Source organism: Granulosicoccus sp. 3-233 (genome assembly GCF_052681095.1).
Window position 1 is genome coordinate 38,124 of the sequence record NZ_JBQYLE010000001.1, and the last position, 25,870, is coordinate 63,993.

The window sequence follows — 25,870 nt, forward strand, 5'->3', positions numbered from 1 at the left end:
CTGACCATGGCCAGTCGCAGGCTCAATGCCCCAGAGCCGCAGAGCCGCAGAGCCCCGAGCCCCGAGCCCCGAGCCGCACCAGCCCTTCCTTGACTCAATCCCATTCCTCCGCATGGATCCCGTGCTCGGCTGCATGAGTTGCCGGACTGCATTTTCGTGGAGAATTTCTCGGAGTCGAATGCTACCGAGTGACAGTCGACAAAATTGCAAGCAGTTGCAATTTCTCGGCAAGAGAACTTTTCTTGACGGGTTCCTCCGCCGCTAGATAGGCCGCCGGCATGGCAAGTTCTCAGAAGACCTTCGACCGAGAGGAGCGGAATGCATCAGTTCTATCAATACGAGTTTGCTTTCGAGGTCTCTCCTGTGCCCATGCTGCTCGTTTCGGAAGCCGGCGATATATTGCTGACCAATCAACTGATGAGCGAATTGTTCGAATACGAGCATGGCGAACTGATTGGCAAGAAGGTGGAAATCCTCGTCCCCGAGGCGATCAGACAACACCACCCCGGACTGCGCGGCGCGTATTTCACTTACCCCGTCAAACGCAACATGGGGCAGGGACGTGATCTGAATGGCGTCACCCGAACGGGGAAGACCATTCCGCTGGAGTTGGGTCTGGATACGGTCATGGTCGATGGCTCGTTATGTGCGCTCGTGGTGGCTCTGGATATACGCCAGCGCAAACTGCATGAGCAGCGCATGAACCTGGCCATGGATGCGGCGGCGAGCGCCATGATCATGGTCAATGATGAAGGGCGCATCGTTTTCGTCAACAAGGCGGCCTTGCAGTTGTTCGGCCACGATGAATCCCAGTTACTGAATTCACCCATCGAGCAACTGGTACCTGATGACATCAAGCAGGCGCACCCGGTTTACCGTAATGGATTCATGCGTGCCAGCAAACCCCGGCCCATGGCCAAGGAGCGAACGCTGTTCGCCCTGCATCGAACGGGTCGCAAGATTCCTGTGGAGATTGCGTTGACACCCGTCGATACACACGACGGCAAGATGGTGGTCAGTACCATCATCGACTTGAGCGAGCGGGTGGATGCCGAGAATGCCATGGCAGAGAAACACCGGGAGCTGGCATCGCTCAACGAGGAGTTGATGCAGTTTGCCTACAGCGCCAGTCACGATCTGAAAGCACCGCTGACGACCATCACCGGTCTGCTGGAACTCTGTCTGGAAGATCTTGAGGAGGGCGATCTGGACAGTGTGCGCGAGGTTCTGAACAGAACGCTCATGATTGGTATGCGAAGTGCCGAAAAGGTAGAGGGGGTTCTGGAAATCGCTCGGGTCGAACGCAGCCCGATCAGCGCTGAACAGATCGATCTGGAATCGATGGTAAACGACATCTGGGAGGATCTGACCGGTAATCGGGATGTCTCTGCCAGGCTTGTGGTTTCCATCAATCATGACAATACCGTTTTTCTGGAGAAGAATACCTTGCACGTCATTCTCGAGAACCTGTTGTCCAATGCCGTGCGCTATGTGGACCAGGACAAGTCGCAGCACATCATCGAAGTCAGCTCACAGGCAACTGACGAGAGCATCATCATCGATGTGCTCGATAACGGCATCGGGATACCCACAGACAGTCAGTCAAAGGTATTCGAGCTGTTCAGCCGAATCGATGAGCGCAGCGATCATGGTCTCGGACTGGCGCTGGTGAAGAAACACGTCGATCGATTGCAAGGCAGTATTTCCGTGGACAGTACGCCGGGTGTGAAAACCACATTCAGCGTAAGTCTGCCTCTTCAGGATGTCAGGAGGGCATCATGATTCCTGTCGCGATTGTTGATGACGGAGAAGCGGATCGCTATCTGGTGAAGCGACGATTGGCCAGATCCGGGAAATTCGAGGAGTTGATCGAATTTTCCAGTGGCGACAGGTTTCTGGACGAGTTCAGCAATGGAGTCGCGTCGGTCTACACCGGAAACCTGCCGCTGCTGATTCTGATGGATATCAACATGCCGGGCAGAGACGGCTTCCAGACGATAGAAGAGTTATCACTGCTTGTCCGTGAGAGTGGTCGACCCGACAATACACTGATTCTGATGTATACCTCATCGCTCAATATCAGAGATCAGGAACGTGCCAAGGAGCTGTCGATCATCAAGGGTTACCTGGCCAAGCCCATGCGCAATGACAGCGTGGAGCGCATGGAGCAGATATATCGCGCCTGTTGTGCCGCTTGACACCGCTGTCTCCGGCCTCCTTGCCGGGAAATGTCAGTCGGCCGCTCTCCTGGTCGAATGGAGGTCTCCGCCAGCGGTTTTCAACTTCGAGGATGCGAGTTCACACTCGCATGCACCACGACTCAGTAGGAGGAATACACGCGTGTACGGCCTTGTTTGTCAAAAGCCAGAACGTCGTAGTTCTTCGGCGTTTCACTGCCCATGCCCGGTGACATCATCGGCATGCCCGGGGCCGTCAGACCGGTAACATCCGGACGCTCCGCCAACAGGCGTTCGATATCGCTCACCGGTACATGGCCCTCGATGACATAGCCGTCGACGATGGCGGTATGACAGGATTTCAGCTGAGGATCGCTCAGGCCGTGGGCGACCTTGATGGGATCGACGTTTTCAAGATCGATGGTTTCCACGCTGAAGCCGGCCTTGTCGACATAGTCGACCCAGCTCTGGCAGCAGCCGCAGGTGGGACTCTTGTAAACCACCATATGCGGCAGCATGGCCTCGGGTGTGGATGATTGTGCGCTGGCGTTGCTGATGACGGTGCTCTCGAGGGAGCATGCGCTGACGGCCAGTACGGCAGACAACAGCAGTCCGGAGCGGATGAGTGTATGAGTCATGTCGGAGATACTCCTTGAATGGGGGAAGTGCGTGACGAATCACGCCTATTGGCTGAATCTTTCCAGAAAACTGCTGCCCTTGCGTTTCGGCAACAGGGCTTCCGTCTGATTGGCATTGGTTTCTTCCTGCCACTGGCGTTCCTCGTCAGGCCAGGAATTCTTGATGAAGGACAGCACCGCGATTATCTGCTCATCGCTGAGAATGTCCTTGTATACGGGCATCGCGGAACGATAGTCCGGGTCGTTGATGACCACGCTGGCACCGTACTTGGTGATCTCGAACAGCAGATCATCAGCGTGGTGCCAGGTGTGACCACTGGCATCATGTGGAGGCGCGGGTAGCAAGCCCTCCGAGCTACGCGAACGCCAGTCGGGTTGACCTTCGAGCTGGGCTCCGTGACAGGCAGCGCAATGTTGCTGATACACCACTTCGCCAGCCTGCACGACCTGCAGGTCATCAGCGCGCAGTTGAACCAGTATGCCATCCGTACCAGTGGATGCCCGGGCCATTGTGATGCCCAGCAGGAGGTAGAGCGCCAGTGGCAAGTAGAGGATGACAGCCAGAGGCTGAGATCGCTGGTGCATTGCAGTGGTTTTCATCATCGTTCTCCGAAGGTCCTTCGGTCGAGTCAGCGCATCGAACCCTGGTTCGGTCACGAATGGCATTCCCGGAATAAAGGGCAGCGTTGCTGGGGTCAACCCCGCGCTGCGCGTCTCAGGCAGTGCGTCCGCAGGCAGACGCGCGGCAATCTAGAGACGACTGATCGGGGGACGGAATGGGGGAGAGATGCGGCCGGGCAGCAGGTTTTCCGAAGGTGGATCCTGAATACGGTTGGCAAGCCTGAATCGCTGTGTCAGTGGCGTCAGGGCAATGGCACTGGCGGGAGAGAAACTGCAGCTGCTGCAATGCAGGCAGAAACCCGGGCAGACATCATGAGCGCTATCCGCACAGGACGCATTGTCGCAATGAGAGCCCGCGGCGGCAGCTTCTTCATGCGGTATCGTCACTGTGGCTGCGGTTGATCCGTGCAAGGGCCGTGAGTCATCGCTGCGGGCATCATCGGCATCGATAGTGACCTCTGACACACTGGCATCGCCTGACATCATCATGGTTGCGTTGACCGGCGTGAGACCGGATACCGACAGAAAACACAGGCACCACAACATGACCCAGGCAGAGCGGGCTCGATTGGCAGACCGATGGGCGGACTTGTTTCTCACGGAGCCAGATTAGCAAGAATCGTGGCTCAGTGACGGTTCTTTGCCACAGTGTCAGAAAAACATGAACCGGTACTCGCCACTTTCTCGGCGAATTCGCATCCTGACCACACTGGAAGGCGACAGGGGCAGAGCTGTCAGTCCATGTGAAACTGCAGAGGCAGCAGGTACGGGAAGCTGGTGGTGGGGTCCACTTCCACCTTCATGATCGGGGCCATCCATTGTCCCCAGCGCGCATTCACCGGACAGTCCTTCAGGTGAGCTCTGGCCTTGTCCAGGTCGTCGGTTTCGAAATAGCCGAACAGGGTGAGCCCATGTCTGAAGATATTGTAGTTGCGGATGCCGGCGACCTGTAGCGTCTCCAGCATGTCCGGCCAGATTTCATCATGGCGCTTCAGGTACTCCTCTTCGTAGCCGGGGCGCACTTCCAGTACCCATGCATAATTTGCCATCATTTATCTCCTTGCCATGTCAGATAGGCATCGCGAAGCGCGATGATTTCAGTCAGTACATCGTCGAACAGGGTGTTCATGTAAGCCTGGTGCACCGGTTCGATGGACAGTGCGCCCTGGTAGCCGGTATCGCGCAGCGTGCCGAACATGGCTGGAAAATTCAGTGTTCCCTGGTCGTACTTGGACTGCAGCTCCCCCATTCTTGCCTGTCGCAGATGGACATGGGCAGCATGTGGTGCCAGTGGATCGATCTCATCCTGACGGTAGCCCAGGCAGACGAAGTGTGCATAGTCCAGAGCCAGTCTGACTCCCGTGGCATCCACCAGGTCGCCAACGATCTGTGGACTTTCGGCGAAGGAGTGAACATGCGGTTCAATGCAGAGCGTCGTTCTGAAGTCGCTGGCAAGTTCCATCATGGCGGCAAGGCTGGCCGCCGAGACCCTGAAGGCATCACTGCGTGATTGGCCAGGGTTCACGACCCCTGGCAGTATGAAGACGGTGGCGATGCCAGCGGCATCGGCAAAGCGCAGTACCTGTCGCAGATCAGCCAGATTCTGCTCCAGCGTTCCCGGTAGTGCCAGATTGCGCTCGGCCAGACCATCGCCAAACAGGTGATAGTAGTTCGGCAAACGAACACCCAGTTGTGACAGGGGGGCCGCGGCAGCCTCGGGGTCTGCCAGTAGCTGCGCCTTGTCCAGCGCCGAACGGTAGAACAGGCCTACATCCAGTGCGCCGATGCCCAGTGCCCGGGAGATGTCAGCTGCTTCCTGCAGCGTGCAGGCGGGCAGAGACCAGGCGGTCAGCGACAGTGGCATGCTCATATGCGAACCACCTCACCCGAGGCCGCCGATCGATACAGTGCATCCAGCGCTTCGGTGACGCGTGCGCCGTTCTCGGCATTGGCCGGGTTGATCACGGATTCACCAGCGCACAATCTGGCGAATGTGCGTACCGGCAAGGTGCCGTCATAGACGGCTTCTTCGGAGGTGATCGTAGCTGCATCATCCTCGCCGTCCATCCGGTACAGCTCCATTCGGGCCCGTTCATTGTCGAACACCACCATGCCCTCGGTGCCATAGATGCGTATATCGGTGTGCATGCCCTTGTGCTTGGGCACCGTGGAGGCACCGGAGATGGAGATGGTGGCGCCATTGGTGGCACGCGCCACTGCCGCATCGTAGAAATCCACACCGGTTGGTGATTTGCCATCCATGCAGAAGACGCTTTCGAAGGTCAGATCGGTGGTGTAGAGCAACCAGCCCAGTGAGTGCGACATCTGTCCCCAGCCATAGCCGCCAGCCTTGGCCGGATCAGCCCAGGTAGAGGCGGGTGGCCGGAACAGGTGATCGGCGGTTTCCTGCATGGGCTCGCCGGCAAACAGATCGTGCAAGGCGCTGCCCATCTGACACACTGCGTGGCGTACCTCGCCAATGCGTCCTTCGGCAATCCATTGGGCTGCCTGCTGCGAGAAACGCGTGAAGTTCAAACCGGTGGGCACCATGACTTCCCGACCGGCGGCGACGGCCGCCCGTGCAATGGCACGACCATCTTCAGCCCGGGTGGCCATCGGTTTTTCCACCAGCACATGAGCACCACCTTGCAGGGCGGCAATGGCCGGATTCGTATGCGCCGTGTGGGGTGTGGAGATCATGACGCCATCCAGATTCTCCGCAGCCATCATGGCATTCACATCCGTATAGCGGGCGTCGATGCCGAATTCCTCACCGACCTTGTCAAGGCGGCTCTGATCCAGATCGCAGATGGCGACAACCGTTGCTTCGGGGCAGTCGTTGATCGTTGGAATATGGTTGAAACAGGCCCACCAGCCTGTGCCCACGATACCGATACGTGCAGTCATTCGGATTCTCCTCCAGCCGTTGTCTGGTCAATGGTCGAGTTGTAGACGTTCTGCATGTGTTTCTCGGCAGCGGCGGCAGCGGTGACCGGATTGCGTGACAACAGCGCCTCATACAGTACGCGGTGATCCAGCAGTGACTGGCGCAGAACATCCGGACGTTCGGAGGCTCGGCGACGAAATTCCAGTCCCAGAGAGTTCAGGCTTTCACCGATGCGTTTGAGAAAGTTGTTGCCGGAGCCGATCCAGATGGCCTCGTGAAACTTGAAGTCGGACAGGCGGAAAGCTCTGGCATCCTCGAGCGTATCAACCTGCAGCCGCAGGATCTCGCCCAGATTGGCAAGCTCCTCGTCAGTCATGTTGATTGCCGCGCGCCGGGCGACATCACCTTCGATCAACGAGCGGGCATCGTACAGCTCGCGAATGTTGGTCGTGTCCAGTGACAGGAAGAAACGAATGGGGCCCAGCAGCGCATCACCGTCCAGTTCGCTGATGAAGGCTCCGCCTCCCTGGCGAGATTGCACGACCCCGAGGATCGACAGGCCACGAATGGCCTCTCGCACCGATGGCCGGGACACGTTCAGTTGCTTGGCCAGGTCACGCTCTGGCGGCAGCTGATCGCCGGGTTTCAGGGCCTTTGACGAGACCATGTCGAGAATGCGGCGGGCCACCATTTCCGCCACCAGTTCACGCTTGACCGGTACTTCGAAGCCGAGATCGGTGACTTTGTTGCTCATGACTGTGTCCTCGGTTGTCCGCCTCCAGGAATGAATCTTGACAGATCGATTCGCGGAGCGATGACGGATGCGATCAGCAGGAGGCCGATGACGCCCGTTTGTATATGTCCGGTGATGTTCAGCAGGGCCATGCCGTTTCGCAAGCTGAGTACGATAAGCACAGCCAGCAGTGTACCTGTCAGAGTACCGGTGCCGCCAAAGATACTGGCACCACCCAGCAGGACGATCGTGATGATATCCAGCTCGAACCCCAGAGCGACATCACCCCGGACAGCGCCGACGCGAGCAGCATAGAGCAAGCCTGCAAAGGCGGAGACGGTACCGGAGGCGATGAACAGGATCATCTTGTGACGGGCCGTGTCGATGCCGGCAAAATCGGCCACATCGCGGTTGGTTCCGATGACATAGGTCTTGCGACCGAACCCGCTGCGTTGCAGGACGACATACAAGGCAATGAACAGCACAACGAAGGCGATCAGGGCAAACGGTATGCCAGCGATGATGCCTTTCTGTCCCAGAGCGTCGAACCAGTCGGGAAAGTCATTGATGCCACGATCCTCGACCAGAACCCGTGCCAGACCGCGGAACCCGATGAGGGTGGCCAGCGTGACGACCAGCGACGGCAGACCCACCTTGGCGATGAACCAGCCGTTCAGCGCGCCACCGAGTACACCGATGCTCAGGCAGATCAGTATCGCCCAGCCTCCCGGCACTCCCTGTTGTACCAGCACACCGAATGCGCAGGCCGATAGTCCCATCATGGAGCCTACCGACAGATCGATCTCGGCATTGATGATGATGAAAGTCATGATCAAGGCCACGATGATCTTCTCGATGGACAACTGGAACAGATTGATCACATTGGAGAAGCTGAGGAACTGATCTGACAGGCTTGTATTGAGCAGGATGATGAAAATCAGCGCGCAAAGCAGAAAGCCTTCCCAGCTGCGTAAACGTTGCATGGCGTTCTTCATGGTGCTTGTCATGATGGGGTGCTCCCGGCTGGTTTCGTCTGCGTTTCTTTCTTCGTTGCGGTTTTCTCTCGGGCAACACGCCAGGCTACCAGGCGGCGCATCAGAGTGGCGTCAGCTGCAACGGACAGCAGGATGAGCGCTCCCAGCACGGCTTCGCGCCAGAACTCACTGACCAGTTGCCAGCGCACCAGACTCGTGTCGATCAGATCGACCAGAACGGCGCCGATGAAGGCCCCGATGACCGACCCCGATCCACCGAAGATATTCACACCGCCAACCACCGAGGCTGCTACTGATTTGAGTTCGAAGCCCAGACCTGCCACTACCGTGATGGTGCCGAATCGGGCCAGGAACATGAAGCCTGCCAGACCTGCCAGAGCCCCCGACAGCACGAAGGCGGTGAGTACGACGCGCTTCGAGTTGATACCGGCCATCTCGGCCGCTTCCGGGTTCGACCCCACCGCATAGATCTTGCGGGCTGCCCGCAGACGGGTCAGCGCGATATGCACGATGATGACCACTACCACGGCCAGCAGGAAGCTGGCTCGCAGCTGATAACTGCCGAAGGTCAGTATCTTGTAGTTGGGAAATTCGACCAGCCAGGTAGGCAGATTGCCAGTGGTGATGGACTTGGCGCCAGAGTACTCGACCAGTGCCGAGCGGAACAGGGCCATGGTTGCCAGCGTCACGATGATGGACGGGATACGGGCATATGCTACCAGCAGACCGTTGACAACACCGAAGCAGGCGCCCAGGCAGATGGAGTAGACAAGCAGCAGGGCTGGGCCGAGTTCGGGATTGTTGGTAATCAGGCTACCCGTGGCAAAGGCGACGAAACCCAGCGTCGAGCCGATGGACAGGTCGATGTTCCTGGTCAGGATGACCAGTGTCTGTGCGCAGGCGACGATCGCCATGATGGCCACCGAGCTGGATATTCGGTTGAACAGGCGACCATTCAGGTAATTGGGTACCTGCGTCGAGAAGAAAAGCAGTACCAGTGCCAGTACCGCCAGCAGCGCCAGTATGCGCAGTGTCTGGGGCGAGATTCTATTCAACATCAGACTGCTTGCTCCATTTGTCCGGTGGCCATGCTCATGACGGTTTCCTGAGTGGCCTCCTCATTGTCGAGAATGCCCATCTGTCGCCCCTCTCGCATGACGAGGATGCGATCGCCCATGGCGAGTACTTCGGGCAAGTCGGAGGAAATGACCAGCGCCGCTCCCCCCTGGGCGACGAAGTCGCGAATCAGATCGTGTACCTCGGCCTTGGCGCCGATATCGATGCCGCGGGTGGGTTCATCGAAAATCAGAAGGTCGGGTTTCATGTTCAGCCACTTGGCCAGCATGACCTTCTGCTGGTTGCCACCCGAGAGCATGCCGACCGGGGTCTCCACACTGCCAGTGCGAATATTCAGGCGTTCACGGTACTGGTGGGCAACGCTGATCTCGCGTTCGCGATCCAGCAAGCCTTTCGGTGACAGGAATTCGTCGAGCGTCGCCAGGGACATATTGGATCTGATCGGCATCGGCATGGCCAGCCCGAGTTTGCGGCGATCCTCCGATACATAGGCAATACCGGCATCGATGGCCGCTCTGGGCGACGTGAACCAGACATCCTTGTCCTTGTAGAGAATGCTGCCGGAGGTCGCTGGTGTGATGCCGAACAGCGACAATGCAATGTCTGTACGACGTGCACCGACAAGACCTGCCATGCACAGCACTTCACCGGCGTGCAGGTCGAAGGAAATATTCTCGAACACACTGTCGAGCGTCAGGTCTCTGACTTGCAGTACGGTCTTGTCGGTGACCGTGCCGGGGGCCTTGGCAAAGTAGTTGCCGACCTCGCGCCCGACCATCTCCGCGATCATGCCATCCGAGGTCACTTCGCTGATCGGTTTGGTGGAAATATGAGCGCCGTCGCGGATGACCGTGACTCGGTCGGAGATCTCGAAGATCTCTTCCAGACGGTGCGAGATATAGACCACCGCGACACCTTGACTGGCCAGCGTGGTGGCAATCTTGCGCAGTTGCGAGGCTTCATGGGCTGACAGTGAGGCGGTGGGTTCGTCCATGATCAATACCCGCACATCCTGACTCAGGGCGCGAGCGATTTCCACGGCCTGTTGCTCGGCGAGGGTCAGACCGCTGGCGATGCGATCCGGGTCGAGCGTCATGCCGATCCGTTCTATCAGGGCCTTCGCACGCTTGCGCTGAACGGCCGGGCGTACCCAGGTACCGGCTGAGGTATCACTGATGAAGATGTTCTCGGTAACGTCCAGGTCCGGGAATACCATGGGTTCCTGGTAGATGGCGGCAATACCGGCTTCCCGCGCAGCCTGGGGGCCGGAAATCTGTCGAGGTTCGCCATCCACGAAAATGGTACCGCCACTGGGCTGGTGGATGCCGGTCATGATCTTGATCATGGTGGACTTGCCGGCACCGTTTTCGCCGACGATGGCGTGAACTTCTCCCGGGTGCAGCACGATGGACATGTCCGCCAGTGCGACGGTCATGCCGAACAGGCGGCTGACGTGGTCCAGTCTGAGCACTTCGTTTGACATAGAAGGATTCCGTGAGTGTCTGGCGTATGTACGCGCGGAGGTAGCGGAGTGCAGCAGTCAGGGGCTGGCGCTGTGCTCCGCTGGCTTTACCAGAGTTGCATCACAGCCGAGGGAGTATCCCCGGCTGTGCTTGCAACCCGTGGTTGCGCGACTTACTGGGCCGCAGCTTCGACGTTGTCGGCGGTGTAGACCGTGAAAGGTCCCATCAGAATACGCTTGGAGCCCTCACGGCTCGGATCTTCCTCGATGGTGTAGTCACCCATGCGACCGGCAGTGAAGGTCTCACCGACTTCACCGGTCAATTGACCACTGGCCAGACCATAGGCTGTGTAGTAGGTCAGGTAGCCCAGGTCACGAAAGTCCCACAGAGTGAATTCCGGGGCACAACCGTTCATCGTGTAGCTGACCATTTCCGATGGCAGACCGAGACCGGAGACGCGCACCTGATCGCACAATCCTTCATCCTGCATGGCCTTGGCAGCCGCCTGGATACCGACGGTGGTGGGGGACATGATGACGCCCAGATTCGGGTACTGATCCACCAGCGCCAGCGCACGGTTGTAGCTCACTTCCGCCTGGTCATCACCGTAGACCACATCAACCAGCTTGATCTCGGCGTACTTCTCATCGCTCTCCAGAACTTCCTTCATGGACGCAATCCAGGCATTCTGGTTGGACGCATCCGGTGTCGCCGAGAGGACCGCCATCTCACCGGCGCCGTCGAGAATGGAGTGCGCCATGTCGGCCATCACGACACCGATGGAGCCGAAGTCCACCTGCGCCACGAAAACGTCTTCGCCTTCACCGGAAGGAATGGGGCTGTCCCAAGTGACCACTTTGGTACCGGCCTTCTGTGCCGCCAGGGCGGACGGGCTGATCTGGTCGCCTGCATTGTTGGAGAGCATTACCGCACCCTGGCCTTGCGTGGCAGAAGTGGTCATGATCTCGATCTGGCCGGCGGTGGAGTTTTCAGGTGTCGGGCCGACGAACAACAGCTCGCCCGAATTTTCCAGTTCGGCATGAGCTTCCTGAGCGCCTTCGTTGGCCTGGTCGAATACCAGAATACCGAGAAATTTTGGCAGCAGAACCATGTCGATGTCCTTGCCTGACTCCAGCGATACCGCGCCATCTGCGGCAGCTGCGAATCCTGTCGTGCCCAGCAGCATGGCTGCAGCGGCGGTGATACCAGTGAGTTTCTTCATGTCTTCCTCTCTCTGAGTCGGTTCTTGTTGTGATGACGTTGTGCGTCGTGAAAAGTCGGGCGTGAATCAAAGACAAGGATCGGTCTGTCTTGTCGATGTGTGCCCCAGTGACGACAAGTCACCGGGGCGGTAAGACTGGCGGAGAGTTGCCCCTTGTCCTTCACCAGCGGTATGACGGTATGCCTGTCGTTGAAGACAGGATGATTCTTGTGGTCGATGACCGGGCCTAGAGCCTTACCGGTTTGCGTGGATCCTCGCCGTTCAGCGCTCGGGTGATATCCGTGGCAACCAGTCCCTGCAGACGATCAATGGCCGCTTCGGAATACCAGGCGGCATGTGGCGTCAACAACAGATTGGGTGCGTTACGCAATGGCGAGTCCGCCGGCAGTGGTTCGACGTGAAAGACATCGAGTGCTGCCGCCGCAATGACTCCGCGGCTCAGGGCATCGGCCAGATCTTCTTCGACAATCAGCTGACCGCGTGCCGAATTGACCAGCATGGCGTGCGGCTGCATCGATGCCAGACGCTCGGCATTGAAATGGTTGGTGGTCTGCTCGGTGGCCGGGGCATGCAGTGACAGAATGTCGGCAGTGGCCAGCAGTTCCTCTGCACTGACCAGACCGGCACCGAGCTTCTCGGCCTCTTCTGCACTCAGTCCCGGGTCGGCCACGATGAAGCGAAAACCGAAGGCCTTGAGTCGTGACAGTACGGCCTGGCCGATCTGGCCCATGCCGAAGAAACCGAAGGTGGTTTCCGAGAATGGCTTCAATGGTCGGGCGTGCTTGACCGCTGCCCACTCACCGGCCCGAACCGAACTGTCCAGTGGTATGACCTTGCGCAACAGTGTCAGAGCAGCGGCCGCCGTATGGTCCGCCACTTCATCGGCACAGTAGTCCGGCACATAGCCGACTTTCAGACCAGCGGCCCTGGCAGCATTCAGGTCGATGTTGTCGTAGCCCACGCCATAGCGAATGATGCTGGCACCTGGTGCCACAGCCTGGCAGGCCAGTGGCCCGAAGGGCGCGAACTGCACGGCAACCACATTGGCACCGGCGACCGCTTCGGCCACTTCGGCATCGGTTCTGGCCTGATGCGCGGAAAAAATGGCATTGGCAGATTCTGCCGCTGCTCGCTCCTGTGCAACATCAGGGAAGGTATAGTCAGTAATTGCAACTCTGGTACTCATTGCGAGTCCTCCAGATAATCATGGATGATCTCGCCAGGGACGAGAGTGAAGTCGGCGCGCCAGTAGAAGCCTTGCAGAGGTTCGAGTACTGGCAGGCGGAAAACGGGAAGTTGTGCGTTGGGCCGTAATTCGACCGTACAGGGGCCGGTCCAGGCTTCGTGCACGGTGACATCGGTCAGCTTGCGACTGGTCAACTGTCGAATGGCCGGTCTGCCGTCGATATGATCGATGGCCTTGAGATTGAGGTTCGTGGCGAAATCGAAGTGCGGTGCCAGTGCCTCGGCATCGACAGGAACCTGCTTGTAGGGCAGAGTGCCGGTGATGACATCGATGCCATTGCGCTCCACGGTACCGACCATCAGATCACCACGAAACTCCATGGCCGGTTGCCCGTATTTCTTTGGCTGACCGTGCACTTCACGACCCTGACTGACACCGCCATCGGACGACAGGACAAGATAGGGTGAGTAGGCACCTGCACGATCCCCCAGACAGGCCCCGAACATGACATTGGCTTCGGCATAAGCGCCTACCCAGTCCGTGTCGTTCATTCTGTAGATATGAACGCAGGCGACGTCACCGACAGGCTGAAGCGGTGGTGGTAGCAGGAAGGCCATGGCTTCCGGATCGGTACGCCAGTACAGCGTCATGATCTCGGCATTGCGAAACCGGAACGGGAAGGGTGGAATGCTGGGCGCATCCCAGGGCGTGGAGAAACCTCCCTCGACAATGTCCTCGACGCGCGGCCGAGTGACACCGAAGTGGGACGTATCACTCATTCGGCAATCCTCCGCACGACATCTTCCTGCACGTCGATGCCGAGACCTGGCGCTTCGATGGGGTAGGCCCAGCCGTCTCGATGCCACAGCTTCTCGGCCACCAACTCATCCTGCACGACAACGGGGAAGGGCTTGAATTCGAAGATTTCTGCGTTCGGGGAGGCCAGGCTCAGATGCAGAGAGGCTGCGGTGGTAATCGCCGTGGACCAGGCATGGGCATTGATGGTCTTGCCGTACTGCGTGGCCAGTGCATCGGCCTTGCGAAAGCCGGTAATGCCTTCGACTCGCGCGGGGTCGATGCCATACACTTCGACAGCCTGAACGAATTCCATCTGCCGCCGATAGCCGGTTTCCGTGAATTCGCGCTCACCGCTGGCGATGCGTACATCGGTGCTGGCAGCCAGCTCGCGATAACCGGCATCATCGGTGTAGTAGAGCGGCTCTTCATACCAGCCGATGCGATATTCACCCATGCGATTGGCGACATCGATGGCGGTCGCGACATCCCAGCGCACACCGTTGCCGATGTCGATGAGAATCTCGGCATCATCGCCAAGCGCTGCGCGCAGTTCCTTGACGAAGTGCACGTCCGTTTCCGGATTGCCACCGATATCGCTCTCGCCCTTCTTGGCAAAACCGAGCTTGGTGGAGCGAAAGCCCGCTTCGAAGAAGCCGACGACTTCAGCCACACAGGCCGCTTCGCCCTTCTTGTTGACATGGGCCGACGCATTGGCAGGTAGCCGTTCGTGCTTGAGGCCACCCAGCAACTCGTACAGTGGCTTGCCCGCAACCTTGCCCCGGATGTCCCACAGGGCCATGTCGATGCCGGAGATGGCCAGAGAGGCAATGCCGCCTTCGCCATACCAGTGCACATGTCGTCGCATGGCCAGCCAGTTGGCCTCGATGTCATCTGCCGGCGTACCGATCAGAAACGGGGCATAACCTTCATTGATGATGGTGGTGATGGCTTTGCAGGCTTCCGGCCACATGCCGATGCATTCACCCCAGCCAACCACGCCGTCTGATGTTTCGACCCGAACCAGTACCGTACGGCGGATGGTGTCGAAATCATTCGGATCCGGGTAGGCAATGGATATGGGTTCTATGGTTGAAATCTTGATGGTGCACCCTCCGACTGAATAACTGTGTTGACAGACAAGTGGACAACCTGTCTAATTGGCCTGACCAATTATTGAGGCAAACCGAACATGAATGCAAGCAAAATTTTCGATCTTTATGCCGTGCCGCTGCCGGACCTGACTGGAAAGTCGATTCTGGTCACGGGTGCGGGGCGCGGTATCGGGCTGATGCTGGCGGGGCTGCTGTCCAAAAGTGGTGCTCAGGTTTTTGCCGGCGTAAAGGATGGTTCACCGACGGAAATTGCGCAGGAATTTCCCAATGTCACTGTGCTGGATCTGGATGTCACGCAGCCGTCGAGCATTGCGGCGGCCATTCAGACCGTGACCGAACAGGCGGGCAAGCTGGACGCCCTGGTGAACAATGCCGGCAGCATCAGCCCTATCGGACATGTGGACAAGATCGACAGTGATGCTTTCGGACGGGTATTCGATGTGAATGTCGTGGGCATGCATCGCATGATTCTGGCAAGCCTGCCGATGCTGGAAGCGAGTCAGGGCGTGATCGTCAATGCCGGTACCGGTGCGGCCACCACACCGATGGAAGGTTGGACGGCTTATTGCAGTTCCAAGGCGGCAGCCAGAATGCTGACGCAGATGTGTCAGAAGGAACTCGGGCCGCGCGGGGTACAGAGCTTCTTCATCGGTATACCGCCTACGGATACTGCGATGCAGGGAGAGATTCGGGAAGCCGGACTCAATGACATCAGCAAGATTCCGCAGGAACAACTGGTTGAGCCTGCCATTCCCGCCAGTGTCATGGCCTGGTTGTGTGGTCCCGATGCGCGAGAGCTGGATGAGTGTCTGCTGGATACGCGCGATGCGTTCTTTCAGGATATGGCGAAGGCGTCGATGAGTTGATGCAGTCGGGTGTCTGGACGGTGCCGAGAACGGAAACGGTCATCGCCATCGTCTTGTCACCCGGATCTGCATTGCGATAGACTGCGTGCGTGCATCGACAATCACGCATGAACCGGTGCGCAGGATGAGAGGAGGCAAAGTCATGAATCAGGCAAAGACAGTTCGTTCCGTTTCCACTGTCTATCAGGAGTTCCTGGCTCATGCGCTCATCCATCATTCTCAACGATCTGTTCTGGCTTGCACCTGACGGTTACCAGCCATTTGTTCCATTGAGCCTGCAGCTGGGGCCCAACCGCACCGGTCTGGTCGGTCGCAACGGCGCAGGTAAATCCACACTGCTCGAACTCATAGGCGGGAGACTGCAGCCTGCTGGTGGGCATATTCATCGTGACGGTCGTGTGGCCATATTGCGTCAGGATCTGCACGGGGTGGAGACAATCTCCGATCTGTTCGGCGCTACCGAGGCATTGGCCGTACTGGCGCGTGCGGCGGCGGGAACGGCAAGTCTGGACGAACTGGCCGAGGCTGATTGGGAATTGCCGGTCAGGATGGAGCAGTGTCTGCAGCGATTTTCGCTGGATGTTGCTGTGGATCAATCGCTGTCATCCTTGTCCGGCGGGCAGGGCACACGTGCCAGACTGGCGGCCCTGCTGTTCCAGCGGCCGGATTTCATTCTGTTGGACGAGCCGACAAACCATCTTGATCGTGAGGGTCGTGACCAGGTTCTGAGCCTGTTGCATGGCTGGAGAGGCGGTGCGCTGGTTGCCAGTCATGACAGGGAGGTGCTCGACGCGATGGACGCTGTTGTCGAACTCGGTGCTTTTGGTGCGAAGCGTTATGGTGGCAACGGCACGTTTCATCGAGAAGCAAAGGCTGCAGAACTGTCACAGGCCGAGCAGGCATTGACGGTAGCATCCAGGCAAAGCGCCGAGTTGGCGGCGCATCGGCAGCAGGTTGCCGAGCGTCAATCCCGAAGAGACAAATCGGGTCGTCGTCGCCGGCATGAGGGTGGGCAGCCAAGAATTCTGCTCAACGCCATGGCAGGTCGGAGTGAAGAAACCTCGGCGAACCAAAGCCGAATCACGAAAAAACGTCAGGAAAGTGCGGCCGAGCAGCTGCAGGCTGCACGCAGTCGTGTCGAGATGATCAAGCCTCTGTCAGTCTCATTGCCGTCAACGGGTCTCGCCAGAGGCCAGTGCGTAGTGCAGCTTGAGCAACTCACAGGTGGTTACCCGGGCGGATCGGCGGTTATCGAGGGTCTAGATCTGCAGCTTGTCGGGCCCGAGCGCATCGCTGTCCAGGGCGGCAATGGCACAGGCAAGTCGACTTTACTGACGTTGATAAGCGGTCACCTCGCTCCATGGTCAGGGACCATACAAGTCATTCCGGACAATGTGCTGCTCGATCAACAGCTGGCTATTCTGGATCGAACCACTAATGTGTTGGATAACTTCCAACAGCTGAATCCTGGCGCCGATGCTACCGAGAGCAGGACCCTGCTGTCACGCTTGCAGTTTCGTGATGAGAGTGTTCTGCAGCCTCTGCATGGTTTGAGCGGCGGACAGCTGATGCGGGTGGCGTTGGGGTGCACCATCGGCAACGATCGGCCGGCTCGATTGCTGATGCTGGACGAGCCAACCAATCATCTGGACCTGGCCGCACAGGAAGCGCTTGAAGCTGCCTTGCAGCATTACGACGGTGCGTTACTGGTGGTATCGCATGATGAGCGGTTTCTCGATGCCATAGGTATTGATCGGCAGCTCACACTGACATGAATAGTGCTCGGCGAACGCGGGTCAATCGGGCGCGATGCGGTTCCGATTGGGAGCATCAGCTTTCATTTTCAGGCGGTGCCACGGGCGGCATCTTGGGAAACTGCGGCAGGCCATCGTGCATCAGATGCCACGGTGGCGCGGAGTCGACGAATATATGTACGCCGGGTTGTAGATCGCTACTGTCATCCAGTGCACCAAGTTTGACCGGAACAAACGGTGCATCTGGCGGATGGCTCCACAGGGGAGTGCCGCAATCGGGGCAGAACGCACGTTTCGCATCCGTACCGCTGTCGGACTTGCTGCTGAAGATGCGCGGTTCACCTTGCAGAACGTGAAATCCGCTTTCTGGCGCAAGGGCGACATAGTTCGGTGCGCCTCCAGAGCTCTTCTGGCAATCTCGGCAATGGCAGATACCGACGCCGAGCAAGGGGGCATCTATCCTGAATCGTATCTGGCCACAGGCGCAACCACCTTCACGGGCAGTCATGAACGCAGCCCTGAAGTGGCACGGGTGGTCTGTCCAAGGGTCGGTCGGTGCATGGGGTTCTCCATTGGAAGGTTGTTTGGGCTGGCTGTTTGGACTGGCTTTCTGTATTGGCTTTCTGAGTTGGCTTTCTGAATTTGCTGCTGGTGGAGCCAGAGTTGTCGAGAGACAGTGTACCCATACGAACTGTCAGTTTCTGTCAGTAGTGATTGCTTGCGACTGGGGGTGATTCTGTTGTCGCCATTCTCTCAGCATGACCTGTCGGGGGCGAGAGTAGGTTTGCTGAAGAACCTCCTGTCGAGTGATGCGATCGGTGCGGAAATGGCGATACCCGTCACGCAGTTCGCACCATCCCACCATGATGCGGAATTGCTCGAAATATCCGAGCGCAAACGGCCAGACGATACGTTGACTGGGTGCATCGTGCTGATCGCTGTAGTGGATAAGAAGTTTGCTTTGCTGGCGAATGCACTGTCGAATGGCCTGCAGATCAATCTGCTCTTGGTGAGGTGGTCTGGCAGGTCCGATCAGCAAGCCCGAATCATCCAGTTCCCTGCGTAATGGGGTCGGTAGTACAGATGCGATCTTGGCCAGTGCGCTTGCGGCCGAATCTCCCAGGCGTTCATCGGCCCTGTTGGCTACCCAGCGAGAGCCCAACACAATGGCCTCGAGTTCGTCTTCGGTGAACATCAGAGGTGGCAACGTGAAGCCTGCTTGCAATACGTATCCAACTCCGGCTTCGCCGACAATGTTGGCGCCTTGCTCCTGCAGTGTTGCGATATCCCGGTACAGCGTACGCAGGCTGATACCCAGCTCCGATGCCAGATGCTCTCCACTGACTGGAAAGCGATGGCTTCTGAGAATCTGAATCAGTGCCAACAAACGTTGAGCTCGAGACATGGTGAAGCGTTCTCGTTCTGGATTTTGATTCAGCATAGGCGAAATCGGGAGGAATGTTTATTTCTCGATATGGGGTGAGCCTGAGTTCAGGTGGTGGGCTGGTTGGATGGTCATTGAGTTTGTGGGTCATTGAGTCAATGAGTCAATGAGTCATTGGGTTATTGGGTTATTGGGTTATTGGGTTATTGAGTCAAAGCGTCATTGAGTTTACTCGTCTAAACAATCCGGGATTGAAGTCGGACAAGTGGTGGAAAGCTGTTCAAACAAGCAATCTGTCGAGCCGTCGTTGATGGTTCCGTGAATTGTTTACTCGTCTAAACAGATCAGGACTGTCGCCGTCAGGCAGCGCAGCGATACCGCAGCTGAACGACTGCATCAAGTCATGAATGCTGAGCTCCGCGTGCTTTCGGTATCGGGTGGTGTGTGGTAGTGAGAGGGCGCGTGTTGCCGATCAACGGAGGGCTTGGTCGATCGTGGGTTGTCCCGAGATTGCTGATTCTGCTGATTCTGCTGGTTCTGCTGGTTCTGCTGGTTTTGCTGGTTTTGCTGGTTTTGCTGGTTTTGCCGAGGTTGATGAGATTTCTGAGCTTTCCATGATTGCCTCGCCCACACCTCTTCAGGACGCAGATCCTCCCCGGCCCCGTCACTCATGCTCGCACGAGCCGCATTCACACAATGATACTCGCGACCATCACGACCGTAGAGGCGATAACACCTGATTCTCGCCACCTTGGCCTGTGCTCGGGTCCGAGATGCATTGTCTGCTGCATGCACCTGCGTCGCCTGTTGCCCCAGATCCGCGCCATTGGGCCCGATGCGCTCGAGTCGAAATCCGCCTTCATGCAATAGTCGGTGGCAAGCCCCGCAGAGATGAACGGCATTGTCCATTGTCGATTGACCTCCATTCTCTCGGTGCACCACGTGATGTCCTTCGGCATGCCGTGTAGAGCCGCATCCCGGCATTTGACACCGTCGGTCTCGCGCACGCAGCGTTCGCAATTGTCGCCGGGTGAACGGCGGAGCCTTGTCAGCGGTAGCGAGCACTTCCCCTTCGTCGTCTCGTAATACAAGGGTAAATCCGGCGATTTCTGCCAGTCGTTGTGCAGTGGCACGGGACACGGGGCCAGCGCCATGAAGCCAGGGGCGCTCTGTAATGGTTGTATTTCCATCATTGGCAGGAGCCTGTTTATTGTGTTTGTCGTCTGTGCAGCAATTCGACTTATCGGATGATGCATTGCCATTACGCTCGTCGCTGAAGCTTTCAAGCAAATGCTGGATATCGAGATTGACATGCACTCGGTAGCGGTCCGCCATTGCCACGGCCTGTCCTGCATGTGCCAGTGATCGTCTGCTCATCAGCAGAGCGGCGTCGGCACGCAGCTGCGCGGCGGTCGGTCTCATCGGTGCTGCGGTATCTGTCCTGTCAGTGGCGAATCCGGCAATACGTGATGAATGCACTGAAGGCGGGATCCCGATTTTTTCACGTGTACCGTGCACCGTAGCAAGAGGTTCGTCAACAGGATCTAGGTCGGGTTGAGCCGCGCCTTCTCGTGGATCTTCGCCGCCTTCCCGAATCCAGTCTTCACATTGTTCGAGGGATCGCCGAAATTCCTCGCCCAGTTCCCGCGGCAGTTCGATGACTATTCGTGTGGAATGCGCATCGGGTTCGCTGATGGACAGAGTGCGTCTTTCATAAGCTCGCAAGGCAGCATGAGCATCGCTGACGTCCTGTCCATGGTGCGCAGCCAGTCTGGCATCTTCATCGAGATCGCTGTCATGACGAAATCTTTGGCAATATTCGCGTGTTTCACTGACTGATAAGGCCAGGGTTGCCAGTGCAAACTCGCCATCGGTTTGCGGGGTGGCTACCCGTGTCACTTCGCGTAATTGGGAGAAGGATATCTGACCAAGCGTAAACAGGGACTCGAGTATTGGTAAATGTTGCAAGGCGCGACCGACCCGCAGTTGCTCGGAGGCATTCGTTTTTGCAATGCCCAGGTGGGCATCCATCCAGACAATCATGCTACGGCATCCGTCCAACTTGTAGTGTTCGGCATCGTCGAAGCGCACCTGTAGACGCAGTTGCTCGGCGAGATTCCGGTCACGGGTTCTGGAGAGCGAGCGTAATCGATTACCCAGCGTTTCATTGGTTTCATCATCAGGAGTGGGGGCTTGCCCACCTATCCGCCTGATTCGTTCGCGCAGTTTTTCGGCTTTTGCGGCTCTGTCCTCTGACGCATACTGCGCACCCTCGATCAATGCCATGGCCAATCGGATGGCCTCGGCTTCGGATATTCGATCATCCAGCAGATCTTGTCCAAGGTCGGGATTTTCGGGCTCTGTCGGTAGGGGGTGGGTGGTGTAGCGAGCCTGTTCCTGATGATGATTCTCATCTGTATTGATGCCCGTATCCTGCTGCTGGCACCCCGCTGTACCACTTGACTGCTTCAGCTTCTGGATGCCGGCATCGTTTGCGGATTGATCACGCTGTTTCCCGCAAGCTTCGTTCCCGGAGTGATCCGGCTGTTGCATGCAGGCTTCATCCTCAGATTGATCACGCATCGAGTAGTCGCGTGATCTCTCCTCGGCAACTGCATTCGAATTGTCATTTCCGGAAGATGCATGGAGCCTCAATGAGTCGTATGAAATTGGCTTGCAGCGGGTATCGGCGTGATGAAGGTGCATCCCTGGCTCCGGTTCATGGTATCAATCCATTTTACGCCGAGCCTCGAAGGTGGTTTGCTGCGGATGGTCATTATACTGGTGCTATATACAGCACAAAGATAATCTATGTGAGAAGACAAGCCAGGTGTCAGCAATGCAGGTTCGCATCAGAGCCCTTGCACAAGGCTATTACCTGCCGACTACCGCCTGCCAATCAACACGTCATACTCCGGAAAATCACTGACCCCCATCACCACCGACCCATCGCCACTGATCCACGCAGAACGTTCACCATAGTATTCAGGCAGGGAGTACATGGCGGCATCTTCCACATCCAGCAGGAAATTGTCCACTGCCTGTATCCGGTCATCGGTAAACCGACTGATGGAGCGGAACAGCACGTGCTGACCATCGGCGGTGTAGTACTCTGCCTCGCTGGTAATGGCTCCAGGGACAGAGGTGTATTCGCAGGTCGATTCATCCAGCTCATTGCCGTCACCATCCGTCAGTGAGCAGGCGCGCAGGGCACGGTTCAGTGATAGCAGACTGTCGCTGCTTCGCTGGTAGAGGTAATAGCCCCCAGTCGCCTCGGAGCTGCCGTAGGACCCCGAGAAGAGTACCAGTTGGTCGCCATTGTCATTGGTTATCATGGATTGGACATTGTTGATATCTTGCAGAGGGAAGGCAATGGTCAAGCCGGTCATCGCGAGCTCGACGGAAGAGTCGAAGTTTTCCCACGGTGGGCGGTCGCTGAAACGCTCGCCCACGGGTATCTCGGAATACTGCCTCGTGCCATCAGCGGACAAGGTGTAGGAGTACGGCGGCAGGCAGTTGACCTTGTCGGTGATGGTGCATCCTCTCGAGTCCTCGGCCAGGCCGCGAACCCACCATTCGTTCGTCCTTGTATTCCACAGGGTCGCACCAACCTGTCGCAACGTACCGCCATCTGCGTCCGTGCCTTCCCACCATTGCTGACTGAACAGCAGCTGGCCGTCGTCACTCAGTTCGTAACCCTGGTAGCTGATGCCTGACAGACGTGGCGACAGGACGACACCATCCACTTCAATGCTGGTGTCGGGATAGTCAACCAGGTTGGCAGAGTCCAGTGTATAGGCATGCAGCGTGGTGCTGTTCGGAGTGTCGTACTGGCTGAGATCCTGCGGATCGTAGGTATTGAACAGCACGACATTGCCGTCCGCGGATTGTTCCGTGCCCTTGTAGATGCAGCGCCCCGTCGGGCTCAGCGGCGACAGGTCAAACAGGCTGTCGCTGAAAGTCGCATTGTAGGACACGGTTGCGCAGGACAGCCCGATGACAGCCACGGGTGAATTGTCGGCATCGAACACCACCTGGGTGTTCTTTCCGATATCGGTTAGCAGCCAGCTGGCCTCTCCGCTCACGGTGTCTATCAAGGCAATGGCTGCGATTTCGCTGTCTTCATCGAGTACATCTGCTCGAATGTTTGATCCGTCGCGTGAGACCTGGTAGCCATCGACGCGATTCAGACCGGCTTCCGAGATCATGGAGTCCAGATCCACTTGCAATGTGCTGGCGAATGTCAGCTCGCCTGAATACTCAGGGATTTGCAGAACCACTGGTGGTTCGATCGGGTCATCATCGTCATCGGCAGGTAGTGATGTTGCATCGTCACTACTGCTACAGGCAAGCAGCTGCGTGGTCAGGATGAGCGGGAACAGCAGGTGGTATGGCTTCATGATGAGGTTCTTCCGTATTTGCATCAGGCTCGATCGTTTCTGACAAGGGCGACTTGTGCGGGCATTCTGCTAACGAGTCTGATGTTGCAAATTCTGTCTGTTAGGAAGTCTACCGCTGTTGGAAACGCATGAACATCATGCTTCTGCGTGTATTAATACCGGCAGGCGAGAGGCGATGAAGATTCAGCTGACGAAACTCACGAAACTTACTCGGCTCACTCGGCTCACTCGGCTTACTCGGCTTACTCGGCTTACTCGGCTTACTCGGCTTACTCGGCTTACTCGGCTTACTCGGCTTACTCGGCTCACTCGGCTTACTCGGCTTACTCGGCTTACTCGGCTTACTCGGCTCACTCGGCTTACTCGGCTTACTCGGCTTACTCGGCTTACTCGGCTTACTCGGCTTACTCGGCTCACTCGGCTTATTCGGCTCACTCGGCTCACTCGGCTCACTCGGCTCACTCGGCTTACTCGGCTCACTCGGCTTACTCGGCTTACTCGGCTCACTCAACATCACTCAACTCATCTCGCCATACCGTCTGAAACACGTCGCCAGATGATCCGTCACGACCCGGATCTTCGGCACATTCTTCAGGTCTGCATGGGTCACGATCCAGGTATCAAGCGTCGCTATCGACAGATCCGGTAGTACCCGGCGCAATTCGGAGTCGGCCTCGCCGATAGCGCATTGAATGGCTGCAATTCCCAAACCGGCACGAGCGGCTGCCAGTTGCGTCGGATGGCTGTCGGTGCGTATCACGCAGCGTTGGCGGTCGACGTTCGGCAGAATTTTCATGACAAGCGCCAGATCGTTGCTGGAACGGTCCGGTCCTATCCAGTCATGGTTGGCCAAGTCAGCAGGTTCTGTCGGTTCGCCGTGGGACCGCAGATAATCATGATGGGCGTACAAGCCCAGCCTGATCGCGGCGACCTTGCGGGCCACCAGAGAGCCTTGCTGCGGTTGATGCATGCGAACCGCGATATCGGCTTCCCGATCGAGTATGGCTGCCGATGCATTGGACAGATCGATTTCCAGAATCAGCTTTGGATGCTGCTGGCGCAATTCGCCGAGCATGCCCGGCAGTACTTCCACACCAACGAACTCCGATACGCTGATGCGGACAACGCCGGCAATTTCGCTGGCGTCGGCAGAGGCCGTGCGCACGAAGGCCTCTGATGCGTTGGCCATGGCGCGTGCCGGTTCCATCAAGGTCAGGGCACGATCTGTGGGCACAAGCCCATTGACCGATCGGGTAAACAGGACAGTGTTCAATACCGCTTCGAGGGACTCGATGCGAGTACGCACTGTTGCCTGGGCCACACCGAGCCGACGGGCCGCCCCGGACAGGCTGCCTGTGTCGACTACAGCCAGAAACGCGCGTTGATCATTCCAGTCAAGAGTCTTGCTCATAAGAAATGTATGAGCTATTACAAGAAGTTTGTCAATTTTCATCGTGCTCTTGCGGCGCTATGTTGTTCGCACTTCTGAACAACAGGCAATTGGAGACACGGATGAACAGCGATTCAGCCACACGAGTGGGACGTTACGCTGGCAAGGCGCTGGTACTGGGCGCGACCGGCGGAATCGGTAGCGAGATCGCTGACAAGCTGCTTCGCAAGGGATGGCATGTCAGTGGGCTGGCACGGGATGTCGAGGCGGCTGCACGGGGTCTGGTCATTGCTGACGGTATCATCTGGCAGGCGGGAGACGCCATGCACGAAGCGGATGTACTGCGTGCGGCGGAAGGGGTTGATGTAATCGTTCATGCGGTCAATCCGCCAGGCTATCGCAACTGGCAGACGCTCGTTCTGCCCATGCTGGACAATACGATAGCGGCTGCGCGGGCGCAGGGAGGCGCGCGCATTGTTCTGCCAGGCACACTGTACAACTTTGATGCGGCAAGCAGCCCGGTGATTACAGAAGACACACCGCAAACGGCCAATACCCGCAAGGGGCGAATTCGCATCGAAATGGAGAAACGCCTGGCGGCGGCAGCCCCTGAGGTGCCCAGCCTGATTCTGCGAGCCGGAGATTTCTTCGGTGCCAATGCACGTTCCAGCTGGTTCGGTCAGGCGATGGTAGCGTCGGGGAAGCCGGTAAGCAGGTTCGTATCGGTCGGCAACGGCGCGGCTCATGCCCACGCCTATCTGCCCGATCTGGCAGAGTGCTTCGCCCGGTTGATCGAGCGTCGTGCTTCACTTCGTCCGTTTGAATGTCTGCAGTTTGCCGGGCATTGGGACGAGGATGGGCAGGCCATGATTCGTGCGGTGGAACGGGTGGTCGGCCATGATGTGCCCGAACGCCGCTTTCCCTGGTGGATCCTGCGTTTGCTGGCCCCCTTCGGCGGTTTTGCTCGTGAGGCGATGGAAGTGTTGCCGACATGGCATCATCCGATGCGCCTGGATAACACTCGATTGCTGGAGCTGCTGGGAGAGGAACCTCATACCGATTGGGATGAGGCTGTCAGGCAGACTCTGGAAAGCATGCAGGCTCTGCCGGACACATTGAACACGGCAGTCTGTCGTTAGGCACCAGGCACCAGGCACCGGACACAGG

General features: G+C 57.8%; 24 protein-coding genes. 5 read left to right on the forward strand and 19 right to left on the reverse strand.

Annotated features, from left to right (window positions below; genetic code table 11):
• Positions 1–318: 318 nt before the first annotated feature.
• Both ACUNV4_RS00170 and ACUNV4_RS00175 read left to right on the forward strand, forming a co-directional pair.
• A complete protein-coding gene (locus ACUNV4_RS00170; protein WP_430876457.1) occupies positions 319–1,782 on the forward strand; it encodes a PAS domain-containing sensor histidine kinase in 1,464 nt (487 codons plus the stop codon).
• Positions 1,779–2,198, forward strand: a complete 420-nt coding sequence (locus ACUNV4_RS00175) for a response regulator (RefSeq protein ID WP_430876458.1) — start codon at positions 1,779–1,781, stop codon at positions 2,196–2,198. The genes ACUNV4_RS00170 and ACUNV4_RS00175 overlap by 4 nt, the downstream gene beginning before the upstream one ends.
• Before the next feature lie 122 nt (positions 2,199–2,320).
• Here the strand turns inward: ACUNV4_RS00175 and ACUNV4_RS00180 are convergent, their stop codons facing one another.
• From ACUNV4_RS00180 to ACUNV4_RS00245, 14 genes are all read right to left on the reverse strand, one after another.
• Entirely contained in the window at positions 2,321–2,815 is a 495-nt protein-coding gene (locus ACUNV4_RS00180) for a DUF411 domain-containing protein (protein ID WP_430876459.1), read from the reverse strand.
• Between the two features lie 45 nt (positions 2,816–2,860).
• Positions 2,861–3,415 carry a c-type cytochrome gene (locus tag ACUNV4_RS00185; RefSeq protein ID WP_430876460.1) on the reverse strand — a complete coding sequence of 185 codons (555 nt, stop codon included), beginning with the start codon at positions 3,413–3,415 and terminating at the stop codon, positions 2,861–2,863.
• Between the two features lie 150 nt (positions 3,416–3,565).
• On the reverse strand, positions 3,566–4,036 hold the full coding sequence (locus ACUNV4_RS00190; protein WP_430876461.1) for a hypothetical protein: 471 nt from the start codon (positions 4,034–4,036) through the stop codon (positions 3,566–3,568).
• A gap of 134 nt (positions 4,037–4,170) precedes the next feature.
• Entirely contained in the window at positions 4,171–4,485 is a 315-nt protein-coding gene (locus ACUNV4_RS00195) for an L-rhamnose mutarotase (RefSeq protein ID WP_430876462.1), read from the reverse strand.
• Complete coding sequence (locus ACUNV4_RS00200; protein WP_430876463.1) at positions 4,485–5,306, reverse strand: sugar phosphate isomerase/epimerase family protein; 822 nt, start codon at positions 5,304–5,306, stop codon at positions 4,485–4,487. The genes ACUNV4_RS00195 and ACUNV4_RS00200 overlap by 1 nt, the downstream gene beginning before the upstream one ends.
• On the reverse strand, positions 5,303–6,343 hold the full coding sequence (locus ACUNV4_RS00205) for a Gfo/Idh/MocA family protein (RefSeq protein ID WP_430876464.1): 1,041 nt from the start codon (positions 6,341–6,343) through the stop codon (positions 5,303–5,305). The genes ACUNV4_RS00200 and ACUNV4_RS00205 overlap by 4 nt, the downstream gene beginning before the upstream one ends.
• Complete coding sequence (locus ACUNV4_RS00210; protein ID WP_430876465.1) at positions 6,340–7,077, reverse strand: FadR/GntR family transcriptional regulator; 738 nt, start codon at positions 7,075–7,077, stop codon at positions 6,340–6,342. The genes ACUNV4_RS00205 and ACUNV4_RS00210 overlap by 4 nt, the downstream gene beginning before the upstream one ends.
• Positions 7,074–8,063 carry an ABC transporter permease gene (locus ACUNV4_RS00215; protein WP_430876466.1) on the reverse strand — a complete coding sequence of 330 codons (990 nt, stop codon included), beginning with the start codon at positions 8,061–8,063 and terminating at the stop codon, positions 7,074–7,076. Before ACUNV4_RS00215 ends, ACUNV4_RS00210 begins: the two co-directional genes overlap by 4 nt.
• Positions 8,060–9,109: an ABC transporter permease gene (locus tag ACUNV4_RS00220; protein WP_430876467.1), complete on the reverse strand. Its 1,050-nt coding sequence runs from the start codon at positions 9,107–9,109 to the stop codon at positions 8,060–8,062. The genes ACUNV4_RS00215 and ACUNV4_RS00220 overlap by 4 nt, the downstream gene beginning before the upstream one ends.
• Complete coding sequence (locus ACUNV4_RS00225; protein WP_430876468.1) at positions 9,109–10,611, reverse strand: sugar ABC transporter ATP-binding protein; 1,503 nt, start codon at positions 10,609–10,611, stop codon at positions 9,109–9,111. Before ACUNV4_RS00225 ends, ACUNV4_RS00220 begins: the two co-directional genes overlap by 1 nt.
• Positions 10,612–10,763: 152 nt before the next feature.
• Positions 10,764–11,813, reverse strand: coding sequence for a rhamnose ABC transporter substrate-binding protein (locus ACUNV4_RS00230; protein WP_430876469.1), 1,050 nt, complete (start codon positions 11,811–11,813; stop codon positions 10,764–10,766).
• A gap of 226 nt (positions 11,814–12,039) precedes the next feature.
• Entirely contained in the window at positions 12,040–12,999 is a 960-nt protein-coding gene (locus ACUNV4_RS00235; protein ID WP_430876470.1) for a C-terminal binding protein, read from the reverse strand.
• On the reverse strand, positions 12,996–13,778 hold the full coding sequence (locus tag ACUNV4_RS00240) for an acetoacetate decarboxylase family protein (protein WP_430876471.1): 783 nt from the start codon (positions 13,776–13,778) through the stop codon (positions 12,996–12,998). Before ACUNV4_RS00240 ends, ACUNV4_RS00235 begins: the two co-directional genes overlap by 4 nt.
• The gene (locus ACUNV4_RS00245; protein ID WP_430877391.1) at positions 13,775–14,899 is read right to left on the reverse strand and encodes a mandelate racemase/muconate lactonizing enzyme family protein; all 1,125 of its coding nucleotides are present in this window, start codon (positions 14,897–14,899) and stop codon (positions 13,775–13,777) included. The genes ACUNV4_RS00240 and ACUNV4_RS00245 overlap by 4 nt, the downstream gene beginning before the upstream one ends.
• A gap of 87 nt (positions 14,900–14,986) precedes the next feature.
• Between ACUNV4_RS00245 and ACUNV4_RS00250 the strand changes: the two genes are divergently transcribed.
• Positions 14,987–15,775 carry an SDR family NAD(P)-dependent oxidoreductase gene (locus ACUNV4_RS00250; protein ID WP_430876472.1) on the forward strand — a complete coding sequence of 263 codons (789 nt, stop codon included), beginning with the start codon at positions 14,987–14,989 and terminating at the stop codon, positions 15,773–15,775.
• 200 nt (positions 15,776–15,975) lie between these two features.
• Positions 15,976–17,550, forward strand: coding sequence for an ATP-binding cassette domain-containing protein (locus ACUNV4_RS00255; RefSeq protein ID WP_430876473.1), 1,575 nt, complete (start codon positions 15,976–15,978; stop codon positions 17,548–17,550).
• Between the two features lie 55 nt (positions 17,551–17,605).
• Here ACUNV4_RS00255 and ACUNV4_RS00260 read toward each other — a convergent pair whose 3' ends face one another.
• The 5 genes from ACUNV4_RS00260 to ACUNV4_RS00280 form a co-directional block, all read right to left on the reverse strand.
• Positions 17,606–18,037: a GFA family protein gene (locus tag ACUNV4_RS00260; protein WP_430876474.1), complete on the reverse strand. Its 432-nt coding sequence runs from the start codon at positions 18,035–18,037 to the stop codon at positions 17,606–17,608.
• A gap of 186 nt (positions 18,038–18,223) precedes the next feature.
• Positions 18,224–18,934, reverse strand: coding sequence for a helix-turn-helix transcriptional regulator (locus ACUNV4_RS00265; protein WP_430876475.1), 711 nt, complete (start codon positions 18,932–18,934; stop codon positions 18,224–18,226).
• Between the two features lie 375 nt (positions 18,935–19,309).
• A complete protein-coding gene (locus ACUNV4_RS00270; RefSeq protein WP_430876476.1) occupies positions 19,310–21,496 on the reverse strand; it encodes an HNH endonuclease signature motif containing protein in 2,187 nt (728 codons plus the stop codon).
• A 302-nt stretch (positions 21,497–21,798) separates the two neighbouring features.
• Positions 21,799–23,313 (reverse strand): hypothetical protein, encoded by a 1,515-nt coding sequence (locus ACUNV4_RS00275; protein WP_430876477.1) that lies wholly within the window; start codon positions 23,311–23,313, stop codon positions 21,799–21,801.
• Positions 23,314–23,830: 517 nt separating this feature from the next.
• Entirely contained in the window at positions 23,831–24,724 is an 894-nt protein-coding gene (locus ACUNV4_RS00280) for a LysR family transcriptional regulator (RefSeq protein ID WP_430876478.1), read from the reverse strand.
• A 101-nt stretch (positions 24,725–24,825) separates the two neighbouring features.
• Between ACUNV4_RS00280 and ACUNV4_RS00285 the strand changes: the two genes are divergently transcribed.
• Positions 24,826–25,842: an NAD(P)H-binding protein gene (locus ACUNV4_RS00285; RefSeq protein WP_430876479.1), complete on the forward strand. Its 1,017-nt coding sequence runs from the start codon at positions 24,826–24,828 to the stop codon at positions 25,840–25,842.
• Positions 25,843–25,870: the final 28 nt, after the last annotated feature.

What these genes read in the sequence shown, in the direction of transcription:
- ACUNV4_RS00210 (WP_430876465.1), bottom strand. Translation starts at nt 7,077, where the DNA reads ATGAGCAACAAAGTCACCGATCTCGGCTTCGAAGTACCGGTCAAGCGT.
- ACUNV4_RS00285 (WP_430876479.1), top strand. Translation starts at nt 24,826, where the DNA reads ATGAACAGCGATTCAGCCACACGAGTGGGACGTTACGCTGGCAAGGCG.
- ACUNV4_RS00185 (WP_430876460.1), bottom strand. Translation starts at nt 3,415, where the DNA reads ATGAAAACCACTGCAATGCACCAGCGATCTCAGCCTCTGGCTGTCATC.
- ACUNV4_RS00240 (WP_430876471.1), bottom strand. Translation starts at nt 13,778, where the DNA reads ATGAGTGATACGTCCCACTTCGGTGTCACTCGGCCGCGCGTCGAGGAC.
- ACUNV4_RS00170 (WP_430876457.1), top strand. Translation starts at nt 319, where the DNA reads ATGCATCAGTTCTATCAATACGAGTTTGCTTTCGAGGTCTCTCCTGTG.
- ACUNV4_RS00280 (WP_430876478.1), bottom strand. Translation starts at nt 24,724, where the DNA reads ATGAGCAAGACTCTTGACTGGAATGATCAACGCGCGTTTCTGGCTGTA.
- ACUNV4_RS00275 (WP_430876477.1), bottom strand. Translation starts at nt 23,313, where the DNA reads ATGAAGCCATACCACCTGCTGTTCCCGCTCATCCTGACCACGCAGCTG.
- ACUNV4_RS00215 (WP_430876466.1), bottom strand. Translation starts at nt 8,063, where the DNA reads ATGACAAGCACCATGAAGAACGCCATGCAACGTTTACGCAGCTGGGAA.
- ACUNV4_RS00220 (WP_430876467.1), bottom strand. Translation starts at nt 9,109, where the DNA reads ATGTTGAATAGAATCTCGCCCCAGACACTGCGCATACTGGCGCTGCTG.
- ACUNV4_RS00195 (WP_430876462.1), bottom strand. Translation starts at nt 4,485, where the DNA reads ATGGCAAATTATGCATGGGTACTGGAAGTGCGCCCCGGCTACGAAGAG.
- ACUNV4_RS00270 (WP_430876476.1), bottom strand. Translation starts at nt 21,496, where the DNA reads ATGCGTGATCAATCTGAGGATGAAGCCTGCATGCAACAGCCGGATCAC.
- ACUNV4_RS00235 (WP_430876470.1), bottom strand. Translation starts at nt 12,999, where the DNA reads ATGAGTACCAGAGTTGCAATTACTGACTATACCTTCCCTGATGTTGCA.
- ACUNV4_RS00175 (WP_430876458.1), top strand. Translation starts at nt 1,779, where the DNA reads ATGATTCCTGTCGCGATTGTTGATGACGGAGAAGCGGATCGCTATCTG.
- ACUNV4_RS00230 (WP_430876469.1), bottom strand. Translation starts at nt 11,813, where the DNA reads ATGAAGAAACTCACTGGTATCACCGCCGCTGCAGCCATGCTGCTGGGC.
- ACUNV4_RS00260 (WP_430876474.1), bottom strand. Translation starts at nt 18,037, where the DNA reads ATGACTGCCCGTGAAGGTGGTTGCGCCTGTGGCCAGATACGATTCAGG.
- ACUNV4_RS00225 (WP_430876468.1), bottom strand. Translation starts at nt 10,611, where the DNA reads ATGTCAAACGAAGTGCTCAGACTGGACCACGTCAGCCGCCTGTTCGGC.
- ACUNV4_RS00255 (WP_430876473.1), top strand. Translation starts at nt 15,976, where the DNA reads ATGCGCTCATCCATCATTCTCAACGATCTGTTCTGGCTTGCACCTGAC.
- ACUNV4_RS00180 (WP_430876459.1), bottom strand. Translation starts at nt 2,815, where the DNA reads ATGACTCATACACTCATCCGCTCCGGACTGCTGTTGTCTGCCGTACTG.
- ACUNV4_RS00265 (WP_430876475.1), bottom strand. Translation starts at nt 18,934, where the DNA reads ATGTCTCGAGCTCAACGTTTGTTGGCACTGATTCAGATTCTCAGAAGC.
- ACUNV4_RS00205 (WP_430876464.1), bottom strand. Translation starts at nt 6,343, where the DNA reads ATGACTGCACGTATCGGTATCGTGGGCACAGGCTGGTGGGCCTGTTTC.
- ACUNV4_RS00200 (WP_430876463.1), bottom strand. Translation starts at nt 5,306, where the DNA reads ATGAGCATGCCACTGTCGCTGACCGCCTGGTCTCTGCCCGCCTGCACG.
- ACUNV4_RS00250 (WP_430876472.1), top strand. Translation starts at nt 14,987, where the DNA reads ATGAATGCAAGCAAAATTTTCGATCTTTATGCCGTGCCGCTGCCGGAC.